The 19,004-nt window shown below is 69.6% G+C and carries 17 protein-coding genes and 1 pseudogene; 12 read left to right on the forward strand and 6 right to left on the reverse strand.

What is annotated here, in order from left to right; all coding sequences use genetic code 11:
* Positions 1-130 precede the first annotated feature (130 nt).
* Positions 131-925, reverse strand: coding sequence for an exodeoxyribonuclease III (locus tag JMV16_RS14155; protein WP_201494933.1), 795 nt, complete (start codon positions 923-925; stop codon positions 131-133).
* A gap of 19 nt (positions 926-944) precedes the next feature.
* On the opposite strand from JMV16_RS14155, the gene pyrE reads away from it, so the two are divergent.
* Together pyrE and JMV16_RS14165 are read left to right on the forward strand one after the other, a co-directional pair.
* Positions 945-1,631, forward strand: coding sequence for an orotate phosphoribosyltransferase (gene pyrE / locus JMV16_RS14160; protein ID WP_201494934.1), 687 nt, complete (start codon positions 945-947; stop codon positions 1,629-1,631).
* Positions 1,632-1,635: 4 nt separating this feature from the next.
* The gene (locus tag JMV16_RS14165) at positions 1,636-2,361 is read left to right on the forward strand and encodes a hypothetical protein (RefSeq protein WP_236580518.1); all 726 of its coding nucleotides are present in this window, start codon (positions 1,636-1,638) and stop codon (positions 2,359-2,361) included.
* 4 nt (positions 2,362-2,365) lie between these two features.
* Here JMV16_RS14165 and gatB read toward each other — a convergent pair whose 3' ends face one another.
* From gatB to gatC, 3 genes are read right to left on the reverse strand one after another with little or no spacing between them, the layout of a single operon-like run.
* Positions 2,366-3,820, reverse strand: coding sequence for an Asp-tRNA(Asn)/Glu-tRNA(Gln) amidotransferase subunit GatB (gatB, locus tag JMV16_RS14170; RefSeq protein ID WP_201494935.1), 1,455 nt, complete (start codon positions 3,818-3,820; stop codon positions 2,366-2,368).
* Position 3,821: 1 nt separating this feature from the next.
* On the reverse strand, positions 3,822-5,354 hold the full coding sequence (gene gatA / locus JMV16_RS14175; RefSeq protein WP_201494936.1) for an Asp-tRNA(Asn)/Glu-tRNA(Gln) amidotransferase subunit GatA: 1,533 nt from the start codon (positions 5,352-5,354) through the stop codon (positions 3,822-3,824).
* A complete protein-coding gene (gatC, locus tag JMV16_RS14180; protein ID WP_201494937.1) occupies positions 5,351-5,650 on the reverse strand; it encodes an Asp-tRNA(Asn)/Glu-tRNA(Gln) amidotransferase subunit GatC in 300 nt (99 codons plus the stop codon). The genes gatA and gatC overlap by 4 nt, the downstream gene beginning before the upstream one ends.
* Positions 5,651-5,979: 329 nt before the next feature.
* Here gatC and JMV16_RS14185 point away from each other — a divergent pair, with 329 nt between their 5' ends.
* The 5 genes from JMV16_RS14185 to rodA are packed head-to-tail and all read left to right on the forward strand — an operon-like array spanning position 5,980 to position 11,741.
* Positions 5,980-7,026 carry a rod shape-determining protein gene (locus JMV16_RS14185; protein WP_201494938.1) on the forward strand — a complete coding sequence of 349 codons (1,047 nt, stop codon included), beginning with the start codon at positions 5,980-5,982 and terminating at the stop codon, positions 7,024-7,026.
* A gap of 16 nt (positions 7,027-7,042) precedes the next feature.
* A complete protein-coding gene (gene mreC, locus JMV16_RS14190; RefSeq protein ID WP_201494939.1) occupies positions 7,043-7,978 on the forward strand; it encodes a rod shape-determining protein MreC in 936 nt (311 codons plus the stop codon).
* A 25-nt stretch (positions 7,979-8,003) separates the two neighbouring features.
* On the forward strand, positions 8,004-8,525 hold the full coding sequence (mreD, locus tag JMV16_RS14195; RefSeq protein ID WP_201494940.1) for a rod shape-determining protein MreD: 522 nt from the start codon (positions 8,004-8,006) through the stop codon (positions 8,523-8,525).
* A 16-nt stretch (positions 8,526-8,541) separates the two neighbouring features.
* Positions 8,542-10,584 (forward strand): penicillin-binding protein 2, encoded by a 2,043-nt coding sequence (mrdA, locus tag JMV16_RS14200; protein ID WP_201494941.1) that lies wholly within the window; start codon positions 8,542-8,544, stop codon positions 10,582-10,584.
* Positions 10,581-11,741, forward strand: coding sequence for a rod shape-determining protein RodA (rodA, locus tag JMV16_RS14205; protein ID WP_201494942.1), 1,161 nt, complete (start codon positions 10,581-10,583; stop codon positions 11,739-11,741). The genes mrdA and rodA overlap by 4 nt, the downstream gene beginning before the upstream one ends.
* Here the strand turns inward: rodA and JMV16_RS14210 are convergent, their stop codons facing one another.
* Complete coding sequence (locus JMV16_RS14210) at positions 11,742-13,250, reverse strand: sensor histidine kinase N-terminal domain-containing protein (RefSeq protein WP_201494943.1); 1,509 nt, start codon at positions 13,248-13,250, stop codon at positions 11,742-11,744.
* Positions 13,251-13,283: 33 nt separating this feature from the next.
* Complete coding sequence (locus JMV16_RS14215; RefSeq protein ID WP_201494944.1) at positions 13,284-13,955, reverse strand: response regulator transcription factor; 672 nt, start codon at positions 13,953-13,955, stop codon at positions 13,284-13,286.
* A 192-nt stretch (positions 13,956-14,147) separates the two neighbouring features.
* Between JMV16_RS14215 and recA the strand changes: the two genes are divergently transcribed.
* The 5 genes and pseudogenes from recA to JMV16_RS24245 form a co-directional block, all read left to right on the forward strand.
* Positions 14,148-15,191 (forward strand): recombinase RecA, encoded by a 1,044-nt coding sequence (recA, locus tag JMV16_RS14220; protein WP_201494945.1) that lies wholly within the window; start codon positions 14,148-14,150, stop codon positions 15,189-15,191.
* A 50-nt stretch (positions 15,192-15,241) separates the two neighbouring features.
* On the forward strand, positions 15,242-15,712 hold the full coding sequence (gene recX, locus JMV16_RS14225; RefSeq protein WP_201494946.1) for a recombination regulator RecX: 471 nt from the start codon (positions 15,242-15,244) through the stop codon (positions 15,710-15,712).
* A 273-nt stretch (positions 15,713-15,985) separates the two neighbouring features.
* A complete protein-coding gene (sucC, locus tag JMV16_RS14230) occupies positions 15,986-17,146 on the forward strand; it encodes an ADP-forming succinate--CoA ligase subunit beta (RefSeq protein WP_201494947.1) in 1,161 nt (386 codons plus the stop codon).
* A gap of 19 nt (positions 17,147-17,165) precedes the next feature.
* On the forward strand, positions 17,166-18,059 hold the full coding sequence (gene sucD, locus JMV16_RS14235; protein ID WP_201494948.1) for a succinate--CoA ligase subunit alpha: 894 nt from the start codon (positions 17,166-17,168) through the stop codon (positions 18,057-18,059).
* A gap of 177 nt (positions 18,060-18,236) precedes the next feature.
* Positions 18,237-18,977 (forward strand): annotated as a pseudogene (locus JMV16_RS24245) (TerC family protein); the annotation flags it as partial.
* Positions 18,978-19,004: the final 27 nt, after the last annotated feature.

Here is a 19,004-nt window from a genome sequence, read left to right on the forward strand (position 1 = left end):
ACCAGGGCGCGGAGCCTGCCTTGTCCACCGCAATGAGGTCGGCTCGATTCCTGCGCCTGCGTCAGCGCGCCCTGCGGCCACGGCCACAAGCAGCGTCACCGTGGTTGACGCAGCCCCTACCCACCCGCCCTCAAAGGCTGAAGCCGTAGTCGATGGTCAGCGGCGCGTGGTCGCTGAACTTCTGCGCCTTGTAGATGGCCGCCACCTGGGCGTGCTCGGCCAGCGCCGGCGTGGCAAGGTGGTAGTCCAGCCGCCAGCCGACGTTGTTGGCATAGGCCTGGCCGCGGTTGCTCCACCATGTGTAGCAGGCGTCGGTGGTGTCGGGGTGCAGGCGCCGGTAGACGTCCACCAACCCCGCTTCGCCGAGCAGCCGGGTCATCCAGGCACGCTCCTCGGGCAGGAAGCCCGAGTTCTTCTGGTTGCTGCGCCAATTCTTGAGGTCGGCTTCCTTGTGGGCGATGTTGACGTCGCCCACCAGGATGAACTCGCGCCCGGCCTTCAGCGCCAGCAGGTGGGGGTAGATCAGGTCGAGGAAGCGGAACTTGGCCTCCTGGCGCTCGGGGCCCGAGCTGCCGCTGGGAAAGTAGCAGCTGACGATGCTGAGCTTGCGGCCGGGTTTGTCATAGCGCAACTCGACCCAGCGCCCCTCGGCGTCGAATTCGGGGCTGGCGATGCCGGTGATGACCTCGCTGGGCTCGGAGCGCGTGTAGAGGCCGACGCCCGAGTAGCCCTTCTTCTGGGCGTAGTGGAAATGGCCCGCCATGCCGGCGATGCGGTCGAAGCGGCCCGCCACATCGTCGGCCTGGGCCTTGATCTCCTGCACCCCCATACAATCCGCTGCCGCACCGGCCGCCCATTCGGCGCAGCCCTTGCTGGCCGCTGAACGGATGCCATTGAGGTTGAGTGTGACGAGCCGGAATGCCAAGACTGACCCCTCTAGCGAGATGAGCACCGCACCCGGACCTGGGCTGGCGCAGGCGTTCGTCGAATTCGCCGTGTGCGCGGGCGTGCTGCGCTTCGGCGAGTTCAAGACCAAGGCCGGGCGGCTGTCGCCCTATTTCTTCAATGCCGGCCTCTTCAATGACGGCGCCCGGCTCGGCCGACTGGCGGAATTCTATGCACGGCGCCTGCTCGCCGAGGCCGACGGCGCCGATCTCGGCTTCGACATGCTGTTCGGCCCCGCCTACAAGGGCATCACGCTGGCCGCCGCGGTGGCAGTAGAGCTGGCACGGCACGGCCACAACCTGCCCTTCGCCTACAACCGCAAGGAAGCGAAAGACCACGGCGAGGGTGGCCTGCTGGTGGGGGCGCCGCTGGCCGGCCGCGTGCTGATCATCGACGACGTGATCTCGGCCGGCACCTCGGTGCGCGAATCGATCGCCCTCATCGCCGCCGCCGGTGCCCGACCCAGCACCGTGGCCATCGCGCTCGACCGCCAGGAGCGCGCCACCGAGAACGGCCAGGACGCGCCTTTCAGCGCCGTGCAGTACGTGTCGCGCGAGCTGCAGCTGCGCGTCTCGGCGATTGCCACGCTGGCCGACCTGCTGGCCTATCTGCGCGCCAGCGCCGACCCGGCCCTGGCCGCTTACGCCGGCCCGGTGGCGGCCTACCGCGACCGCTACGGAGTCTGAGGCGATGCCCGAGGCCCGTCCCAAGCTCGCCCGGCCCGTCCTGAGCAGGATGCTGGCCGGCGGCCTGGCCCTGGCGGGTGCGGTGGCGGCCCAGGCGGCGCCGCCGGCGACCGGCATCTACACCTGCATCGATGACAAGGGCCACCGCCTCACCGCCGACCGCCCCATCGCCGCCTGCGCTGCGAAAGAGCAGCAACTGCTCAACCGCGACGGATCACTGCGCGCGGTGATCCCGCCCACGCTGACGGCCGAGGAGCGCACCGAGCAGGAGGCGCGCGAACGCGCCGCGGCCGAGGCGCGCGCCGCCCAGGCCGACGCCGTGCGGCGCGACCGCAACCTGATGGCGCGCTACCCCAACGAGGCGGCGCACGCCAAGGCGCGCGAGGCGGCGCTGGACACGGTGCGCATCGCGATGAAGGCCACCGAGATCCGGCTGCGCGAGCTGGCCTTTGACCGCAAGCCCCTGGTCGACGAGGCCGAGTTCTACCTCGGTCGCGCGCTGCCGCCCAAGCTCAAGTCGGCGCTGGACGCCAACGACGCCTCGGTCGAGGCGCAGCGCTCGTCGGCCGCGAACCAGGAGTCCGAGCTGGGCCGCATCAACAAGATCTACGACGCCGAGCTCGACCGCCTGCGCCGCCTGTGGAACGGAGCGCCACCCGGCTCGCTGGGCCCGCTGCCGGCGCCGCATGTGCCGGCGAGCCGGCCGCCGGCGAGCGCGCCGCGCCGCTGAGCGGTCAGCCGCCGCCCAGGCGCCGGCGCAGCAGTTCGCCGGCCTGGGCCGGATTGGCCTTGCCCTTGCTGGCCTTCATGACCTGCCCGACGAGGGCGTTGAAGGCCTTGTCCTTGCCGGCGCGGAATTCCTCGACGCTCTTGGCATTGGCGGCAAGCACTGCGTCGACGATGGTCTCGAGCGCGCCGGCGTCGTTCATCTGGCGCAGGCCCAGGCTGTCGACGACGGCATCGACATCGACCGTGTCGCCAGCCCACAGCGCATCGAAGACCTGGCGCGCGCCGTTGTGCGACACCGTGCCGTCGGCGACGCGGCGGATCAGCGCCGCCAGCGTGGCCGGCGCCAGCGCCACGGCAGCGATCTCGCGGCCCTCGGCGTTCAGCCGCTTGCTCAGCTCGCCCATCAGCCAGTTGGCGGCCAGCTTGGGGTTGGCGCAGCCGTCGCGCACGGCCTCGTAGAAGCGCGCGAAGGCCCGGCTCTGCGTCATCATCGCCGCGTCATAGGCCGGCAGGCCGTCGTCGCGCTGGAAGCGCGCCGCCATCGCAGCCGGCAGCTCGGGCAGCTCGGCGCGCACGCGCTCCACCCACTCGGGGGCGATCAGCAGCGGCGGCAGGTCGGGGTCGGGGAAGTAGCGGTAGTCGTGCGCGTCTTCCTTGCTGCGCATCGCCCGCGTCTCGCCGGTGTCGGGGTTGAAGAGCACCGTCGCCTGCTCGATGGGCAGGCCGTCCTCGACGCGGTCGATCTGCCACTGCACCTCGAAATCGATGGCCTGCTGCAGGAAGCGGAAGCTGTTGAGGTTCTTGATCTCGCGCCGCGTGCCCAGCTCGGCGCCGGGGCGGCGCACGCTGACATTGGCGTCGCAGCGGAAGCTGCCTTCCTGCATGTTGCCGTCGCAGATGCCCAGCCAGACGACCAGGGCGTGCAGCGCCTTGGCGTATTCCACCGCCTCGGCCGCCGAACGCATGTCGGGCTCGGAGACGATCTCCAGCAGCGGCGTGCCGGCTCGGTTGAGGTCGATGCCGGTCTGGCCGGCGAAGTCCTCGTGCAGGCTCTTGCCCGCGTCTTCTTCCAGATGGGCGCGCGTGAGCCGCACCGTGCGCTTCTCGCCGTCGAGCACGAATTCGACGCGCCCGCCCTGCACCACCGGGATCTCGTACTGGCTGATCTGGTAGCCCTTGGGCAGGTCGGGGTAGAAGTAGTTCTTGCGCGCGAAGATCGACAACGGCGCCACCAAGGCTCGCACCGCCAGGCCGAACTGGATGGCGCGTTCGACGGCGCCGCGGTTCATCACCGGCAGCGTGCCCGGCAGGGCCAGGTCCACCGCGCAGGCCTGGGTGTTGGGCGCGGCACCGAAGGCGGTGGCGGCGCCGCTGAAGATCTTGCTCGCGGTGCTGAGCTGGGCATGGGTCTCGAGGCCGATGACGACCTCGTAACCGCGGATCAGGGGGCTGCTGTTCATCTCAATAGCCCGCCGGTGCGCGGGTGTGGAAATCGGTGGCCTGCTGCAGCGCGTGCGCCGCATGGAGCAGGCGGCCCTCGTCGAAATAATTGCCGATGAGCTGCAGGCCCACCGGCAGGCCCTGGGCGCCGAAGCCGGCCGGCACGCTCATGCCGGGCAGTCCGGCCAGGCTGGCCGGCAGCGTGAAGATGTCGGCCAGGTAGGCCTGCAGCGGATCGTCGCCCTGCTCGCCTATCTTCCAGGCCACCGAGGGCGCCACCGGGCCGGCGATGAGGTCGCAGCTGGCGAAGCAGGCCTGGAAGTCGTCGGCGATCATGCGGCGCAGCTTCTGCGCCTGCAGGTAGTAGGCGTCGTAGTAGCCGTGGCTCAGCACATAGGTGCCGATCATGATGCGGCGCTTGACCTCGGGGCCAAAGCCCTCGGCGCGCGTCTTCTTGTACATGTCCATCAGATCGCGGTACTGCGCCGCGCGGTGGCCGAACTTGACGCCGTCGAAGCGGCCCAGGTTGGAGCTGGCCTCGGCCGGCGCGATGATGTAGTAGACCGGTATCGACAGCTCGGTGCGCGGCAGGCTCACGTCCACCAAGGTGGCACCCAGCTTTTCCAGTTCGGCCAGCGCGCCGCGCACGGCCAGGTTCACCTCGCCGGACAGGCCGGCGGGGAAGAACTCGCGCGGCAGCCCGATGCGCAGGCCGGCCAGCGGCCGGGCGGCACTGGCGCCCTCGCGCGGGGCCCGCATCAGCGCCGCGTAGTCCTGCGGCGGACGCTCGGCGCTGGTGGCGTCGCGCGGGTCGAAGCCGCCCATCGCCGACAGCAGCAGGGCGCAGTCCTCGGCGCTGCGCGCCATCGGGCCGGCCTGGTCCAGGCTGGAGGCGAAGGCGACCATGCCGTAGCGCGAGCACACGCCATAAGTGGGCTTGATGCCGGTGATGCCGCAGAAGCTGGCCGGCTGGCGGATGGAGCCGCCGGTGTCGGTGCCGGTGGCGGCCGGCACCAGGCGCGCCGCCACCGCGGCGGCGCTGCCGCCCGACGAGCCGCCGGGCACGCGCGTGGCGTCCCAGGGGTTGGCCACCGGGCCGAAGGCCGAGTTCTCGTTGGACGAACCCATCGCGAACTCGTCGCAGTTGAGCTTGCCCAGCGTCACCATGCCTGCCCCCGGGCCGCGGCCCGGCTCACCGGACCCCAGGCGTGCCACCACAGTGGCGTCGAAGGGGCTGGCATAGCCGGCCAGCATCTTCGATCCGGCTGTAGAGGCCAGGCCGGTGCGCGCGTGGTCGGTGACGAAGATGTCCTTGTGCGCGATGGGCACGCCGGTCAGCGGCCCGGCCTCGCCACGCGCGATGCGCGCATCGGCGGCCTGCGCCTGGCTCAGGGCGGCCTCGGCGCCGACGGCCAGGAAGGCGCCGAGACCACGGTGGCTTTCGATGCGCGCCAGCAGATCCTGCGTCACCTCGGTGCTGGAGGCCTCGCGTGCGGCCAGCGCACGCGCCAGCGCAGCCACGCCCAGGGTGGTGAAGGGGGTGGCGCCGCTCATTCGATCACCTTGGGCACGAGGAAGAGGCCTTCTTCGACGGCCGGCGCGCTCTTCTGGTTGGCGTCACGGCCGTCGGCCTCGGTGACGGCGTCGTCGCGCAGGCGCAGGCCGACGGCATGCAGGGCCGACAGCGGCGTGTAAAGCGGCTCGACGCCGCGCGTGTCGACGGCGCGCATCTGCTCGACGATGCCGAAGAAGCCGTTGAGCTGGTCGAGCATGGTCGCTTCTTCAGCGGCCGAGAGTTCGAGCCGCGCCAGATGGGCGATGCGGCTCACTTCCTGGGGGGTCAGGGCCATTTTTTGCAGGGTTTTGAGCGCCGCGGCTGGCGGCGGCGGGGACGCGGGCGCCCCGGATGCTTCATACGGATACGTTATTATCTCTGGTTACCCGCAAGCCCTCGGGCCGGTGGTGCGGCGGGGCTTATCCTCGCCGCCTTGCAGGCTTAGAGCTGCAGCACGACCCTACCCCGGCCCTAGACCGCCCCCTAGGCAAGCACCCGAACACCCACAGACCCCGCGCCCGCGGTCCCGGCCCGGCCGTCGCCCCTGCAAGCGCAGCACAGCCTGCACCGGCAGCGCCGCCGCCCCAGCCCCCGCCACGAGCGCCAAGCCCGACAAGCCCATCCATGTTCGCCGCCTCCCTGCGCCGCTATTTCTCCACCGACCTGGCCATCGACCTCGGCACCGCCAACACGCTGATCTACGTGCGCGGCAAAGGCATCGTGCTCGACGAGCCTTCGGTGGTGGCCATCCGCCATGAAGGCGGGCCGCAAGGCAAGAAAACCATCCAGGCCGTCGGCAAGGAAGCCAAGGCCATGCTCGGCAAGGTGCCGGGCAACATCGAGGCCATTCGCCCGATGAAGGACGGCGTGATCGCCGACTTCACCGTCACCGAGCAGATGCTCAAGCAGTTCATCAAGATGGTGCACCCGCGCTCGGTGCTGCGGCCCAGCCCGCGCATCATCATCTGCGTGCCCTGCGGCAGCACCCAGGTCGAGCGCCGCGCCATCCGCGAATCGGCGCTCGGCGCCGGTGCCAGCGATGTCTACCTGATCGAGGAACCGATGGCCGCGGCCATCGGTGCCGGCCTGCCGGTGAGCGAGGCCTCGGGCTCGATGGTCGTCGACATCGGCGGCGGCACCACCGAGGTGGGCGTGATCAGCCTCGGCGGCATGGTCTACAAGGGCAGCATCCGCGTCGGCGGCGACAAGTTCGATGAATCCATCATCAACTACATCCGCCGCAACTACGGCATGCTGATCGGCGAGCCCACCGCCGAGATGATCAAGAAGACCATCGGCAGCGCCTTCCCCGGCAGCGAGGTCAAGGAAATCGAGGTCAAGGGCCGCAACCTCAGCGAGGGCGTGCCGCGCAGCTTCACGATCAGCAGCAACGAGATCCTCGAGGCCCTGACCGACCCGCTCAACCAGATGGTCAGCGCGGTCAAGAACGCGCTCGAGCAGACGCCGCCCGAACTGGGCGCCGACATCGCCGAGCGCGGCATGATGCTCACCGGCGGCGGCGCGCTGCTGCGCGACCTCGACCGCCTGCTGGCCGAGGAAACCGGCCTGCCGGTGCTGGTGGCCGAAGACCCGCTGACCTGCGTGGTGCGCGGTTGCGGCATGGCACTCGAACGCATGGAACGCCTGGGGTCCATCTTCACGTCGGAATGACCGGCGGGCCCACCCAATGCCTTTGGGTACCCTCGACCGCACGCCACCGCCCTTCTTCCGGCAGGGACCGTCGGCGCTCAGCAAGCTGATCTTCTTCTCGGCGCTGGCGCTGTTCCTGATGGTGGCCGACGCCCGCTTCAAGATGGTGGAGCCGCTGCGCGCGGGCCTGGCCATCGTGCTGCTGCCGCTGCAGCGCGCGCTGGCGGTGCCGGTGGACCTGTGGGAGGGCGGCAGCGACTACCTGCAGGGCCTGCACCAAGCGCTGGCCAGCGAGCGCGCGGCGCAGGCCCGCATGGCGGCCGTGGCCGAGCGCGCCGCGCGCACCGAGCAGCTGGCGCAGGAGAACAAGCGCCTGCGTGACCTGCTCGAGCTGCGCCCGGTCATCGCCGTGCGCTCGCAGCCGGCCGAGCTGCTGTACGAGGCCGCCGACCCCTATTCGCGCAAGGTCTTCATCGACCGCGGCAGCCGCCACGGCATCGCCCTGGGCTCGCCGGTCATCAACGAAGCCGGCGTGCTGGGCCAGGTGACGCATGCCTATGCGCTGACGGCCGAGGTCACCCTGCTGGCCGACAAGGACGCCGCCATTCCGGTGCTCAATCTGCGCACCCAGCAGCGCGGCGCGGCCTTTGGCGGCGTGGCCGGCGGCAGCATGGAGCTGCGCTTCACCTCGGCCAATGCCGATGTGCAGGTGGACGACCTGCTGCACACCAGCGGCCTGGACGGCATCTACCCGCCCGGCCTGGCGGTGGCGCGCGTGGCCAGTGTCGAGCGCCGCGTCGAAAGCGGCTTTGCACGCATCGTGCTTCGGCCCACCGCGCCGGCCGACGGCGTGCGCCATGTGCTGGTGCTGGAGCCGCTGGCGGCGCAGCTGCCGGCGCGTGAGGCGCCGCCGCCCGAGGCCGTCGAGCGCGGCAAGGCCAAGCCGCCGCGCCGCGGCGCCTCCGCGCCATGAACATGCCGATCCCTGAGGTGGCGGCATGATCATGCCGCGCGGCTCCGACCAGCTGCTGCTGCCGGTCAACCCGTTCTTCATCGCGTTCACGCTGGCGCTGGCCTGCGCCGTCACGATGATGCCGCTGGGCCGCCAGCCGGCCATGCCCGATCTGCTGGCCGTGGCCCTCGTCTTCTGGAACGTCCATCAGCCGCGCCGCGTCGGCGTCGGCGTGTCCTTCCTGTTCGGCCTGCTGATCGACGTACACCAGGGCGCGCTGCTGGGCCAGCATGCGCTGGCCTACACGCTGCTGGGCTACGCCGCCATTGCGGTACACCGGCGGCTGCTGTGGTTCGGCGTCTTCGAGCAGGCCGTGCAGGTGCTGCCGGTGTTTGCCGCGGCGCACCTGGTGTCGCTGCTGGTGCGCATGCTGGCCGGCGGCATGTTCCCGGGCTGGTGGCTGCTGGCCGCGCCGGTATTCGAAGCGCTGATGTGGCCGCTGGTGACCCTGGTGCTGCTGGCGCCGCAGCGGCGCGCGCCCGACCCGGATCAGAATCGCCCGCTATGAGCCACCGGAGCCCTGCATGACCGTGCTGCGCGATGTCGAGCAGGAGATCGAGCGCTTCCGCACCCGGCTGCTGGCGGCAGCTGCCTTCGTGCTGCTGGCGTTTTCGCTGCTGGCGGCGCGGCTGGTACACCTGCAAGTCTTCCGGCATGAAGAGCTGGCCACCCAAGCCGAGGCCAACCGCATCGCGGTGGTGCCCATCGTGCCCAACCGCGGCCTCATCGTCGACCGCAACGGTGTCGTGCTGGCCACCAACTTCTCGGCCTACACGCTGGAGATCTCGCCCCAGCGCCAGCGCGCCGACGGCACCGACCTGGAAACGCTGATCGACCAGCTTGCCACCGTGGTGACGATAGAGCCGCGCGACCGCAAGCGCTTCAAGCGCCTGCAGGAAGAGATGAAGGGCGCCGAATCCCTGCCCATACGCACCAAGCTCGGCGACGAGGAGGTGGCGCGCTTCATGGCGCAGCGCTTCCGCTTCCCCGGCGTGGACGTGAAGGCACGGCTGTTCCGCAACTACCCGCTGGGCGAGACCGGCAGCCATCTGCTGGGCTACATCGGCCGCATCAACCAGGCCGAGAAGAAGGCCATGGACGACTGGGAAGAGGCCGACCTGGGCAATTACAAGGGCACCGAGTACATCGGCAAGCTCGGCCTGGAGCAGAAGTACGAGCGCGAGCTGCACGGCACGGCCGGCTTCGAGGAAGTGGAGACCAGCGCCGGTGGCCGCGCCGTCCGGCGCCTGAAGAGCCACCCGCCGACCCCGGGCGACAAGCTGGTGCTGTCGGTCGACATCAAGCTGCAGGCGCTGGTGGAGGACATGTTCGGCAATCGCCGCGGCGCCCTGGTGGCGCTGGACCCGCGCACCGGCGAGGTGCTGGCCTTCGTCAGCAAACCCACCTTCGACCCCAACCTCTTCGTCGACGGCATCGATGTCGAGAGCTGGCGCGAACTCAACGAGAGCATCGACAAGCCACTGCTGAACCGCGCGCTGCGCGGCACCTACCCGCCGGGCAGCACCTTCAAGCCCTTCATGGCGATGGCCGCGCTCAACACCGGCAAGCGCCACCCGGCCACCGTCATCAACGACGGCGGCACCTTCCAGTTCGGCAACCACACCTTCCGCAGCCACGGCGACAAGGGCCTGGGGCCGGTGGACATGGTGCGATCCATCGTCAAGAGCAGCAACGTCTACTACTACTCGCTGGCCAACGAGATGGGTGTGGACCTCATCCACGAGCAGCTCACGCCCTTCAGCTTCGGCGTCAGGACCGACATCGACCTCGAGAACGAGGTCACCGGCGTGCTGCCCTCCACCGAGTGGAAGAAGAAGTACTACAAGAAGCCCGAGCTGCAGCGCTGGTATGCCGGCGAGACCATTTCGCTGGGCATAGGCCAGGGCTACAACAACTTCACCATGCTGCAGCTGGCCAGCGCCACGGCCACCCTGGTCTCGGGCGGCCAGCGCTACAAGCCGCGCCTGGTGCGCGAGATCGAGGACGTCATCACCGGCCAGCGCAAGCGCGTCGCCAGCGACGCGCTGCCGCCCCTGGCGCTGAAGGACGAGCATGTCGAACTCATCCGCAGGGCGCTGCACGGCGTGACGGTGGAAGGCACCTCGGTGCGCTCCTTCCTCGGCGCCAGGTACGACAGCGGCGGCAAGACCGGCACCGCCCAGGCCGTGGGCGTGCGCGCCAACGAGAAGTACAACGCCGCCAAGCTGGAAGAGCACAAGCGCGACCACGCGCTCTACATCGCCGCTGCGCCCATAGCCGCGCCCAGCGTGGTGCTGGCGGTGGTGGTCGAGAACGCCGGCTTCGGCTCCGACTCGGCCGCGCCCATCGCGCGCCGCGTCTTCGACTACCTGTTGCTGGGCCAATACCCGTCCGAGGAAGACCTGGCCGGCCTGCGCGAGGGCCGCGTCGTCACGCCCATCGGCACGCCGCGGCGCGCCGATGACATCGCGCTGCCGGGCCAGGCATCGCCGTTGCCGCCAGCGGCCGCAGCCGGCAACGGCGAGCGCGTGGCCGCCGCGGCCACGGCGCCGGTACACGCGCGATGAACACCGCCTTCTCGCAGCCGGCGCCGCTGTGGCCGGGCCTGCGCCGCGTCTTCGCCGGCTTCGACCTGCCGCTGCTGCTGGCGCTGCTGGTGCTGTCTGCCATGGGCCTGGTGGCCATGTACTCGGCCGGCTTCGACCACGGCACGCGCTTCGTCGACCACGCCCGCAACATGAGCCTGGCCTTCGTGGTGCTGTTCTGCGTCGCCCAGGTGCCGCCGCAGAAGCTGCAGCGCCTGGCCGTGCCGCTCTACATGGCCGGCATCGCGCTGCTGGTGGCCACAGCGATGTTCGGCATCACGCGCAAGGGCGCCACGCGCTGGCTGGCGCTGGGGCCGCTGGTCATCCAGCCCAGCGAGGTGCTGAAGATCGCCATGCCGCTGATGCTGGCCTGGTGGTTCCAGAAACGCGAGGGCCAGTTGCGCGCGCTCGACTTCGTCATTGCCGGGCTGCTGCTGCTGCTGCCGGTGGGCCTGGTGGCCAAGCAGCCCGACCTCGGCACCGCCATCCTCATCCTGGCCGCCGGCGTCTACGTGATCTTCTTCGCCGGACTGAGCTGGAAGCTGGTGCTGCCGGTGCTGGCCCTGGCCGCGGCCGGCGTGCTGGCCCTGGTGCTGACACAGGACAGCATCTGCGAGCCGGGCGTCAAGTGGCCGCTGCTGCGCGAGTACCAGCAGCACCGCGTGTGTACCCTGCTCGACCCCACGAAAGACCCGCTGGGCAAGGGCTTCCACATCATCCAGGGCATGATCGCCATCGGCTCGGGCGGCCTCGCCGGCAAGGGCTTCATGCAAGGCACGCAGACCCATCTCGAGTTCATCCCGGAGCGCACCACCGACTTCATCTTCGCCGCCTTCAGCGAGGAATTCGGCCTTGCCGGCGTGCTCACGCTGCTGGGCGCCTTCACCTTCCTGATCTTCCGCGGCCTCATGATCGCGGCCGAGGCGCCCACCGTCTTCACGCGGTTGCTGGCCGGCGCCGTGACGCTGAGCTTCTTCACCTACGCCTTCGTCAACATGGGCATGGTCAGCGGCATCCTGCCGGTGGTGGGCGTGCCCCTTCCTTTCATCAGCTATGGCGGCACAGCCATGGTCACGCTGGGGCTGGGGCTGGGCATCCTGATGTCGGTGGCACGGAGCCGACGGCTGATGCAATCCTGATCAGGCCTTCGCCGGGCCCGGCGTCGGCGCGATGGGCGCCTCGAGCCCGAGCGGGAAGCGCACCGTGAATAGCGCCCCCGGCAGGGCCGCGGTAGGCCCGCTGCGCGGCCGCGCGTCGACCACGGTGACTTCGGCGTCGTGCCATTGCGCCACCTCCAGCACGATGGCCAGGCCGAGGCCGCTGCCGTCGACCTGGGTGCCCAGCGCGCGGTAGAAGGGGCGGAACACCGCCTCGCGCTCGGCCGGGGCGATGCCGGGGCCGGTGTCCTCCACCTGCAGCACCACCACCTGGCCAAAGGGGTCGGCCATCACGCGCGCCGTCACCGTGCCGCCCGGCGGCGTGTAGATGAGGGCGTTGTCGACGAGATTGCGCACCATCTCGCTCACCAGCACCGGCTCGCCCACCAGGCGCGTGGCCGGGCCGGCGTCGGGGCCTTCGTAGCCAAGGTCGATGCGGCGCTCCATCGCACGCGGCACGAAGTCGCGCACCACGGCGCGCGTCACCGCCGCCAGGTCAATGGGCTGGTGGCGCGCCGCCTGGCCGGAATCTTCGGCGCGCGCCATGCTCAGCAGCTGGTTGACCATGTGGGCGGCGCGCTCGGTCGACATCGCGATCTGGCGCAGCGCGTGCTTGATGGTCTGGGCGTCGCTGCGCCCACTGTCGACCTCGCGCTCGGCCAGTTCGGCCTGCATGCGCAGCCCGGCCAGCGGCGTCTTGAGCTGGTGGGCCGCGTCGGCCAGGAAGTGGCGCTGCGTCGCGATGGTCTTGTCCAGGCGCTGCAGCAGATCATTGATCGCGCTCACCAGCGGCGCCACCTCCTCGGGCACGTCGGCCTCGGGGATGGGGCTGAGGTCGGTGCTCTCGCGGCCGCGGATGCGGCGCTGCAGATCGGCCAGCGGGCGGATGCCGCGCAGCAGCGCGAACCACACCAGCAGCACCGCCAGCGGCAGGATCACGAACTGCGGCAGGATCACGCCCTTGATGATCTCGGTGGCCAGTTGCGAACGCCGGCCCAGCGTCTCGGCCACCTGCACCAGGGCGTCGTTGCCCTGCGGCTGGGCCGCGCCCGACAGCCAGACATAGGCCACCCGCACCGGCTCCTCGCCCAGCACGGCATCGCGGAAGCGCACCGCCGATTCGGCCGGCGGCTCCTCGGCCGGCACCGGCAGCGCGGCGTCGCCGGCCAGCAGGGCGCCGCGGCGGCCCAGCACCTGGAAGTACAGGCGGTCGTCGTCATCGCCGCGCACCAGGCCGGCGGCCAGGGCCTCAAGATCGGCGCGCACCACCGAGGGCGTGAGCGCCGGGTCGGCCAGCTGCACGCTGACCTGGCGCGCCAGCGCGCGTGCCGCGTCGGCCAGCTCGCGGTCATAGGGGCGGTTGGCGATGGCCTGGGCCACCACCCAGGTCAGCCCCAGGCTCATCGGCCACAGCAGCAGCAGCGGCGCGAGCATCCAGTCGAGGATCTCGCCGAACAGCGAACGCCGCTCGCGGCGGCTCAGCGTCAACATCTGGCAGGCCCTGCCGGGCGGCTGCAGGCAGGCCTAGGACGCAATCTTTTCCAGGCAGTAGCCCAGGCCGCGCACCGTGGCGATGCGCACCGGGCCCTGCTCGATCTTCTTGCGCAGGCGGTGGATGTAGACCTCGATGGCGTTGTTGCTGACTTCTTCGCCCCACTCGCACAGGCGTTCGACCAGCTGGTCCTTGCTGACCAGGCGGCCGGCGCGCTGCAGCAACACCTCCAGCAGCGACAGCTCGCGCGCCGACAGCTCGACCATCTGATCGTTGAGATAGGCCACGCGGCCGGTGGCGTCGAAGGTCAACGGCCCGTGCTTGAGCAGGTTGCTGGCCGTGCCCAGGCCGCGCCGCGTCAGCGCGCGCACGCGCGCTTCCAGCTCCTGCAGCGAGAAGGGCTTGGCCATGTAGTCGTCGGCACCGAGGTCCAGCCCCTTGACGCGCTGCTCGACACTGTCGGCCGCCGTGAGGATGAGCACCGGCACGCTGCTGCCGCGGCCGCGCATCTTCTTGAGCACCTCGAAGCCGTGCATGCGCGGCAGGCCGAGGTCCAGGATCAGCAGGTCGAACTCGTGCGCCGCCAGGGCCGCATCGGCCTCGGACCCGCTGCCGACCTGATCGACGGCATAGCCCGAGGCGCGCAGCGAGCGCAACAGGCCGTCGGCCAGCACCTGGTCGTCTTCGGCAATGAGGATGCGCATCGGCTCGTCTCCGGGGGGCGGGTTAGGGGCGCCGCCATGGCTCTTTTGTGACAGGGCGATTCTAGGCAGCGCCTGGGTGCCCCGCGCGCCGGCGGCGGCCGGCGGCGACGATTCCCCCCGAGGAGTTACCCCAAAAGGACTGTACGAATATCCAGGCTTTGGCCCATAATGCCGGCCAACCCGGAGAACACCATGGACGCACCCGTCAAAGCACTCAACACCGAAAAGGCCAAGGCCCTGCAGGCCGCGCTGGCACAAATTGAAAAGCAGTTCGGCAAGGGCTCGATCATGCGCCTGGGCGAGGGCGAGGTGATCGAGGACATCCAGGTCGTCTCCACCGGCAGCTTGGGCCTGGACATCGCCCTGGGCGTCGGCGGCCTGCCGCGCGGTCGCGTGGTCGAGATCTACGGCCCCGAATCCTCGGGCAAGACCACGCTCACGCTGCAGGTGATTGCCGAGATGCAGAAGCAGGCCGGCACCTGCGCCTTCATCGACGCCGAGCACGCGCTCGACATCCAGTACGCGCAGAAGCTGGGCGTCAACCTGCAAGACCTGCTCATCAGCCAGCCCGACACCGGCGAGCAGGCGCTCGAGATCGTCGACGCCCTGGTGCGCTCGGGCTCCATCGACCTCATCGTCATCGATTCGGTGGCCGCGCTCACGCCCAAGGCCGAACTCGAAGGCGAGATGGGCGACAGCCTGCCCGGCCTGCAAGCCCGCCTGATGAGCCAGGCGCTGCGCAAGCTCACCGCCACCATCAAGAAGACCAACACCATGGTCATCTTCATCAACCAGATCCGCATGAAGATCGGCGTGATGTTCGGCAACCCCGAAACCACCACCGGCGGCAACGCGCTCAAGTTCTACGCCTCGGTGCGGCTCGATATCCGCCGCACCGGCAACATCAAGAAGGGCGAAGAGGTCATCGGCAGCGAGACCAAGGTCAAGGTCGTCAAGAACAAGGTCGCCCCGCCCTTCAAGACCGCCGAGTTCGACATCCTCTACGGCGAGGGCATCAGCCGCCAGGGCGAGGTCATCGACATGGGCGTCAACGCCCGCATCCTCGAGAAAAGCGGCGCCTGGTACGCCTACAACGGCGAGAAGATCGGCCAGGGCAAGGACAACGCACGCGAGTTCCTGCGCGAGAACCCCGACATCGCACGCGAGATCGAGAACAAGGTGCGCGAATCGATGGGCATTCCGCTGCTGGCCGCCGACGCTGCCGCCGCCGAATAAGGCGCAATCGGGCGGCATCGGGCGATTCAGGCAGGCAGCGAGGCGCGGCCGTGGCCTTTGGCGCCCTCTCGGTCAAGGGCCGTGCGCTGCGCTACCTGGCGCAGCGCGAACACTCGCGCGCCGAGCTTGAACGCAAGCTCGCGCGCCATGTCGAAGACGGCCCCGAGGCCGGTGCCGAGGCCCAGATCGCTGCCGCGCTCGACGAACTGGCGGCCAAGGGCCTGCTCAGCGAGGCGCGCGCCGCCGCCGCCGTGCTTTCTTCCAGCAACGGCCAACGCCACGGCAGTCGGCGCCTCGAACAAACGCTGCGCGCCAAGGGCCTGAGCGCCGAACTCGTCGCGGCCACGCTGCAACAGGCGCGCGCCACCGAATTCGAGCGTGCCAGCGAAGTCTGGCGCCGCCGCTTTGGCGCGCCGCCGGCCGACGCCGCCGAGGCGGCACGCCAGATGCGCTTTCTGGCCGGACGCGGCTTCGACGGCGAGGTGATTCGCCGCGTCCTCAAAGGCGCGGCCGAAGCCTGATCTTGCGGCCGCGCAAGAAGGCCGCCCGCTGTAAGGTTCTGCTGCGGAGCAGCATGCTAAATTCGCCGCCGCGTTGCGCCAGCGCCGCCACTTACCAGCAACGACACCCCTGCAAGCGGCGGTCGCAAGCCAGCCACTAGCACCGTCGCCCGCCCGATCAGCAAGCGCTGGCGCGCGGCATCGTCCTGCTGGCGAGAACCCGGCCGTCGGCCACGACAAGACGCCAGCCCCTGCACTTCCCGATTGACCGACCGAGCGAGCGAGGAACCCCCGATGAAAATCCACGAATACCAGGCCAAGGAGCTGTTGCGCGCCCATGGCGTGCCGGTGCCGCGCGGCTACCCGGCCTTCACCGTGCGCGAGGCACAAGAGGCGGCGCAGAAGCTCGGCGGCGCTGTCTGGGTCGTCAAGGCCCAGATCCACGCTGGCGGCCGTGGCAAGGGCGGTGGCGTCAAGCTCGCGCGCTCGCTGGGTGAAGTCGAACAGCTGGCGGGCCAGATCCTGGGCATGCAGCTCAAGACCCACCAGACCGGCCCCGAGGGCCAGAAGGTGCGCCGCCTGCTCGTGGAAGAAGGCGCCGACATCAAGAAGGAATACTACGTTGCCGCCCTCACCGACCGCGCCACGCAGTCGGTGGCGATGATGGCCAGCAGCGAAGGCGGCATGGACATCGAGGAAGTGGCGCACAAGACGCCCGAGAAGATCCTCAAGGTCTTCGTCGACCCCCTGGTCGGCCTCACCGACGCGCAGGCGCTCGAGCTGGCCGCCGGCATCGGCGTTCCGGCGGCCAGCCAGGCGCAGGCGGTGGACGTGCTGAAGAAGCTCTACACCTGCTACATGGACACCGACGCCAGCCTGGCCGAGATCAACCCGCTGATCCTGGAAGGCAACGGCAATATCAAGGCGCTGGACGCCAAGTTCAACTTCGACAGCAACGCGCTGTTCCGCCACGCCGACATCGTCGCCTACCGCGACCTCGATGAGGAAGACCCGGCCGAGGTCGAGGCGAGCAAGTTCGACCTCAGCTACATCAGCCTGGACGGCAACATCGGCTGTCTGGTCAACGGCGCCGGCCTGGCCATGGCCACGATGGACACCATCAAGCTCTTTGGCGGCGAGCCGGCCAACTTCCTCGACGTCGGCGGTGGCGCCACAGCCGAGAAGGTGACCGAGGCCTTCAAGATCATGTTGGCCAACGAGAACGTCAAGGGCATCCTGGTCAACATCTTCGGCGGCATCATGAAGTGCGACACCATCGCCGAAGGCGTGATCGCGGCCTGCAAGGCGGTGAACCTGTCCGTGCCGCTGGTCGTGCGCATGAAGGGCACCAACGAAGACCTGGGCAAGAAGATGCTCAAGGAATCCGGCCTGCCCATCATCGCCGCCGACACCATGGCCGAGGCGGCGACCAGCATCGTCGCCGCCGTCAAGTAAGCCCGAAGGAACACACGACATGAGCATCCTCATCAACAAGGACACCAAGGTCATCACCCAGGGCATCACGGGCAAGACCGGGCAATTCCATACCAAGGGCTGCCAGGCCTACGCCAACGGCAAGAACTGCTTCGTCGCCGGCGTCAACCCCAAGAAGGCGGGCGAAAGCTTCGAGGGCATCCCCATCTTCGCAGGCGTCAGGGAAGCCGCCGCCGCCACTGGCGCCACCGTGAGCGTGATCTACGTGCCGCCCGCGGGCGCTGCCGCTGCCATCTGGGAAGCCGTCGAGGCCGAGCTGGACCTGGCCATCTGCATCACCGAAGGCATTCCGGTCAAGGACATGCTGGAAGTGCGCAACCGCATGAAGAAGAAGGAAGCCGCCGGCGGCAAGAAGACGCTGCTGCTGGGCCCCAACTGCCCCGGCCTGATCACCCCCGAGGAGATCAAGATCGGCATCATGCCCGGCCACATCCACCGCAAGGGCCGCATCGGCGTGGTCAGCCGCTCGGGCACGCTCACCTATGAAGCCGTGGCCCAGCTCACCGAGATCGGCCTCGGCCAGAGCAGCGCGGTCGGCATCGGCGGCGACCCCATCAACGGCCTCAAGCACATCGACGTGATGCGCCTGTTCAACGACGATCCGGACACCGACGCGGTGATCATGATCGGCGAGATCGGCGGCCCCGATGAAGCCGAGGCGGCGCGCTGGTGCCAGCAGAACATGAAGAAGCCCATCGTCGGCTTCATCGCCGGCGTCACCGCGCCGGCCGGCAAGCGCATGGGCCACGCCGGTGCGCTGATCAGCGGCGGCGCCGACACCGCCGATGCCAAGCTCGCCATCATGGAAGAGTGCGGCTTCAAGGTCACGCGCAACCCGTCCGAGATGGGCCGCATGCTCAAGGCTCTGCTCTAAGCACGCCTCGGTCGCGCGGCCCCGGCCGCGCCACCCCAGACGCCCGGATGGCTGAAGCTATCCGGGCGTCTGTGCTTTCAGGACCGCGCCCGCGATGTCCGTGGTTCCACGCACTGGGCGACGCCGGCGCGCCCCTACACTGCGCCTGCCCGCGCCGCCGCAAGAATCAGGAAAGACATGGAGCTGCTCTCAACCCCCGAGTTCTGGATCGCCGTCGGCCAGATCATCATGATCGACATCCTGCTGGGTGGCGACAACGCGGTGGTCATCGCCCTCGCCTGCCGCAAGCTGCCACCGGCCCAGCGCACCAAGGGCATCCTGTGGGGCACGGCCGGCGCCATCGTGCTGCGCATCGTGCTCATCTTCTTCGCGCTCACGCTGCTGGCCATCCCCTTCCTCAAGATCGTCGGCGCGCTGCTGCTGCTGTGGATTGGCGTCAAGCTGCTGCTGCCCGACCACGAGGAAGGCCACGGCAACATCGACGGCAGCGACAAGCTCTGGGGCGCCATCAAGACCGTCATCGTGGCCGACTTCGTGATGAGCCTGGACAACGTCATCGCCATCGCCGGCGCCGCCGAAACCGCCAGCGGCGGCCAGCACAGCATGGCGCTGGTGATCTTCGGCGTGCTCGTCAGCATCCCCATCATCGTCTGGGGCAGCCAGATGGTGATCAAGCTGATGGACAAGTTCCCCATCATCATCACCGCCGGCGGCATGCTGCTGGGCTGGATTGCCGGCGGCATGATCATTTCCGACCCGGCCCTGGTGAACCCCGAGGTGCTGCCGCAACTGCCCAAGCTCGTGCCCGGCGACGCATTGCGCTACGGCGCCGGCGTGGCCGGTGCGCTGCTGGTGCTGCTGCTGGGCAAGTGGCTGGCCTCGCGCCGCACACCGGCCCCCAGGCCCGCCCCTGTGGCAGGGGCGGAGGGCGTGGCCGCCGGCTTC

It is taken from the genome of Rubrivivax sp. A210, from assembly GCF_904426505.1.
GTDB lineage: Bacteria > Pseudomonadota > Gammaproteobacteria > Burkholderiales > Burkholderiaceae_C > Rubrivivax.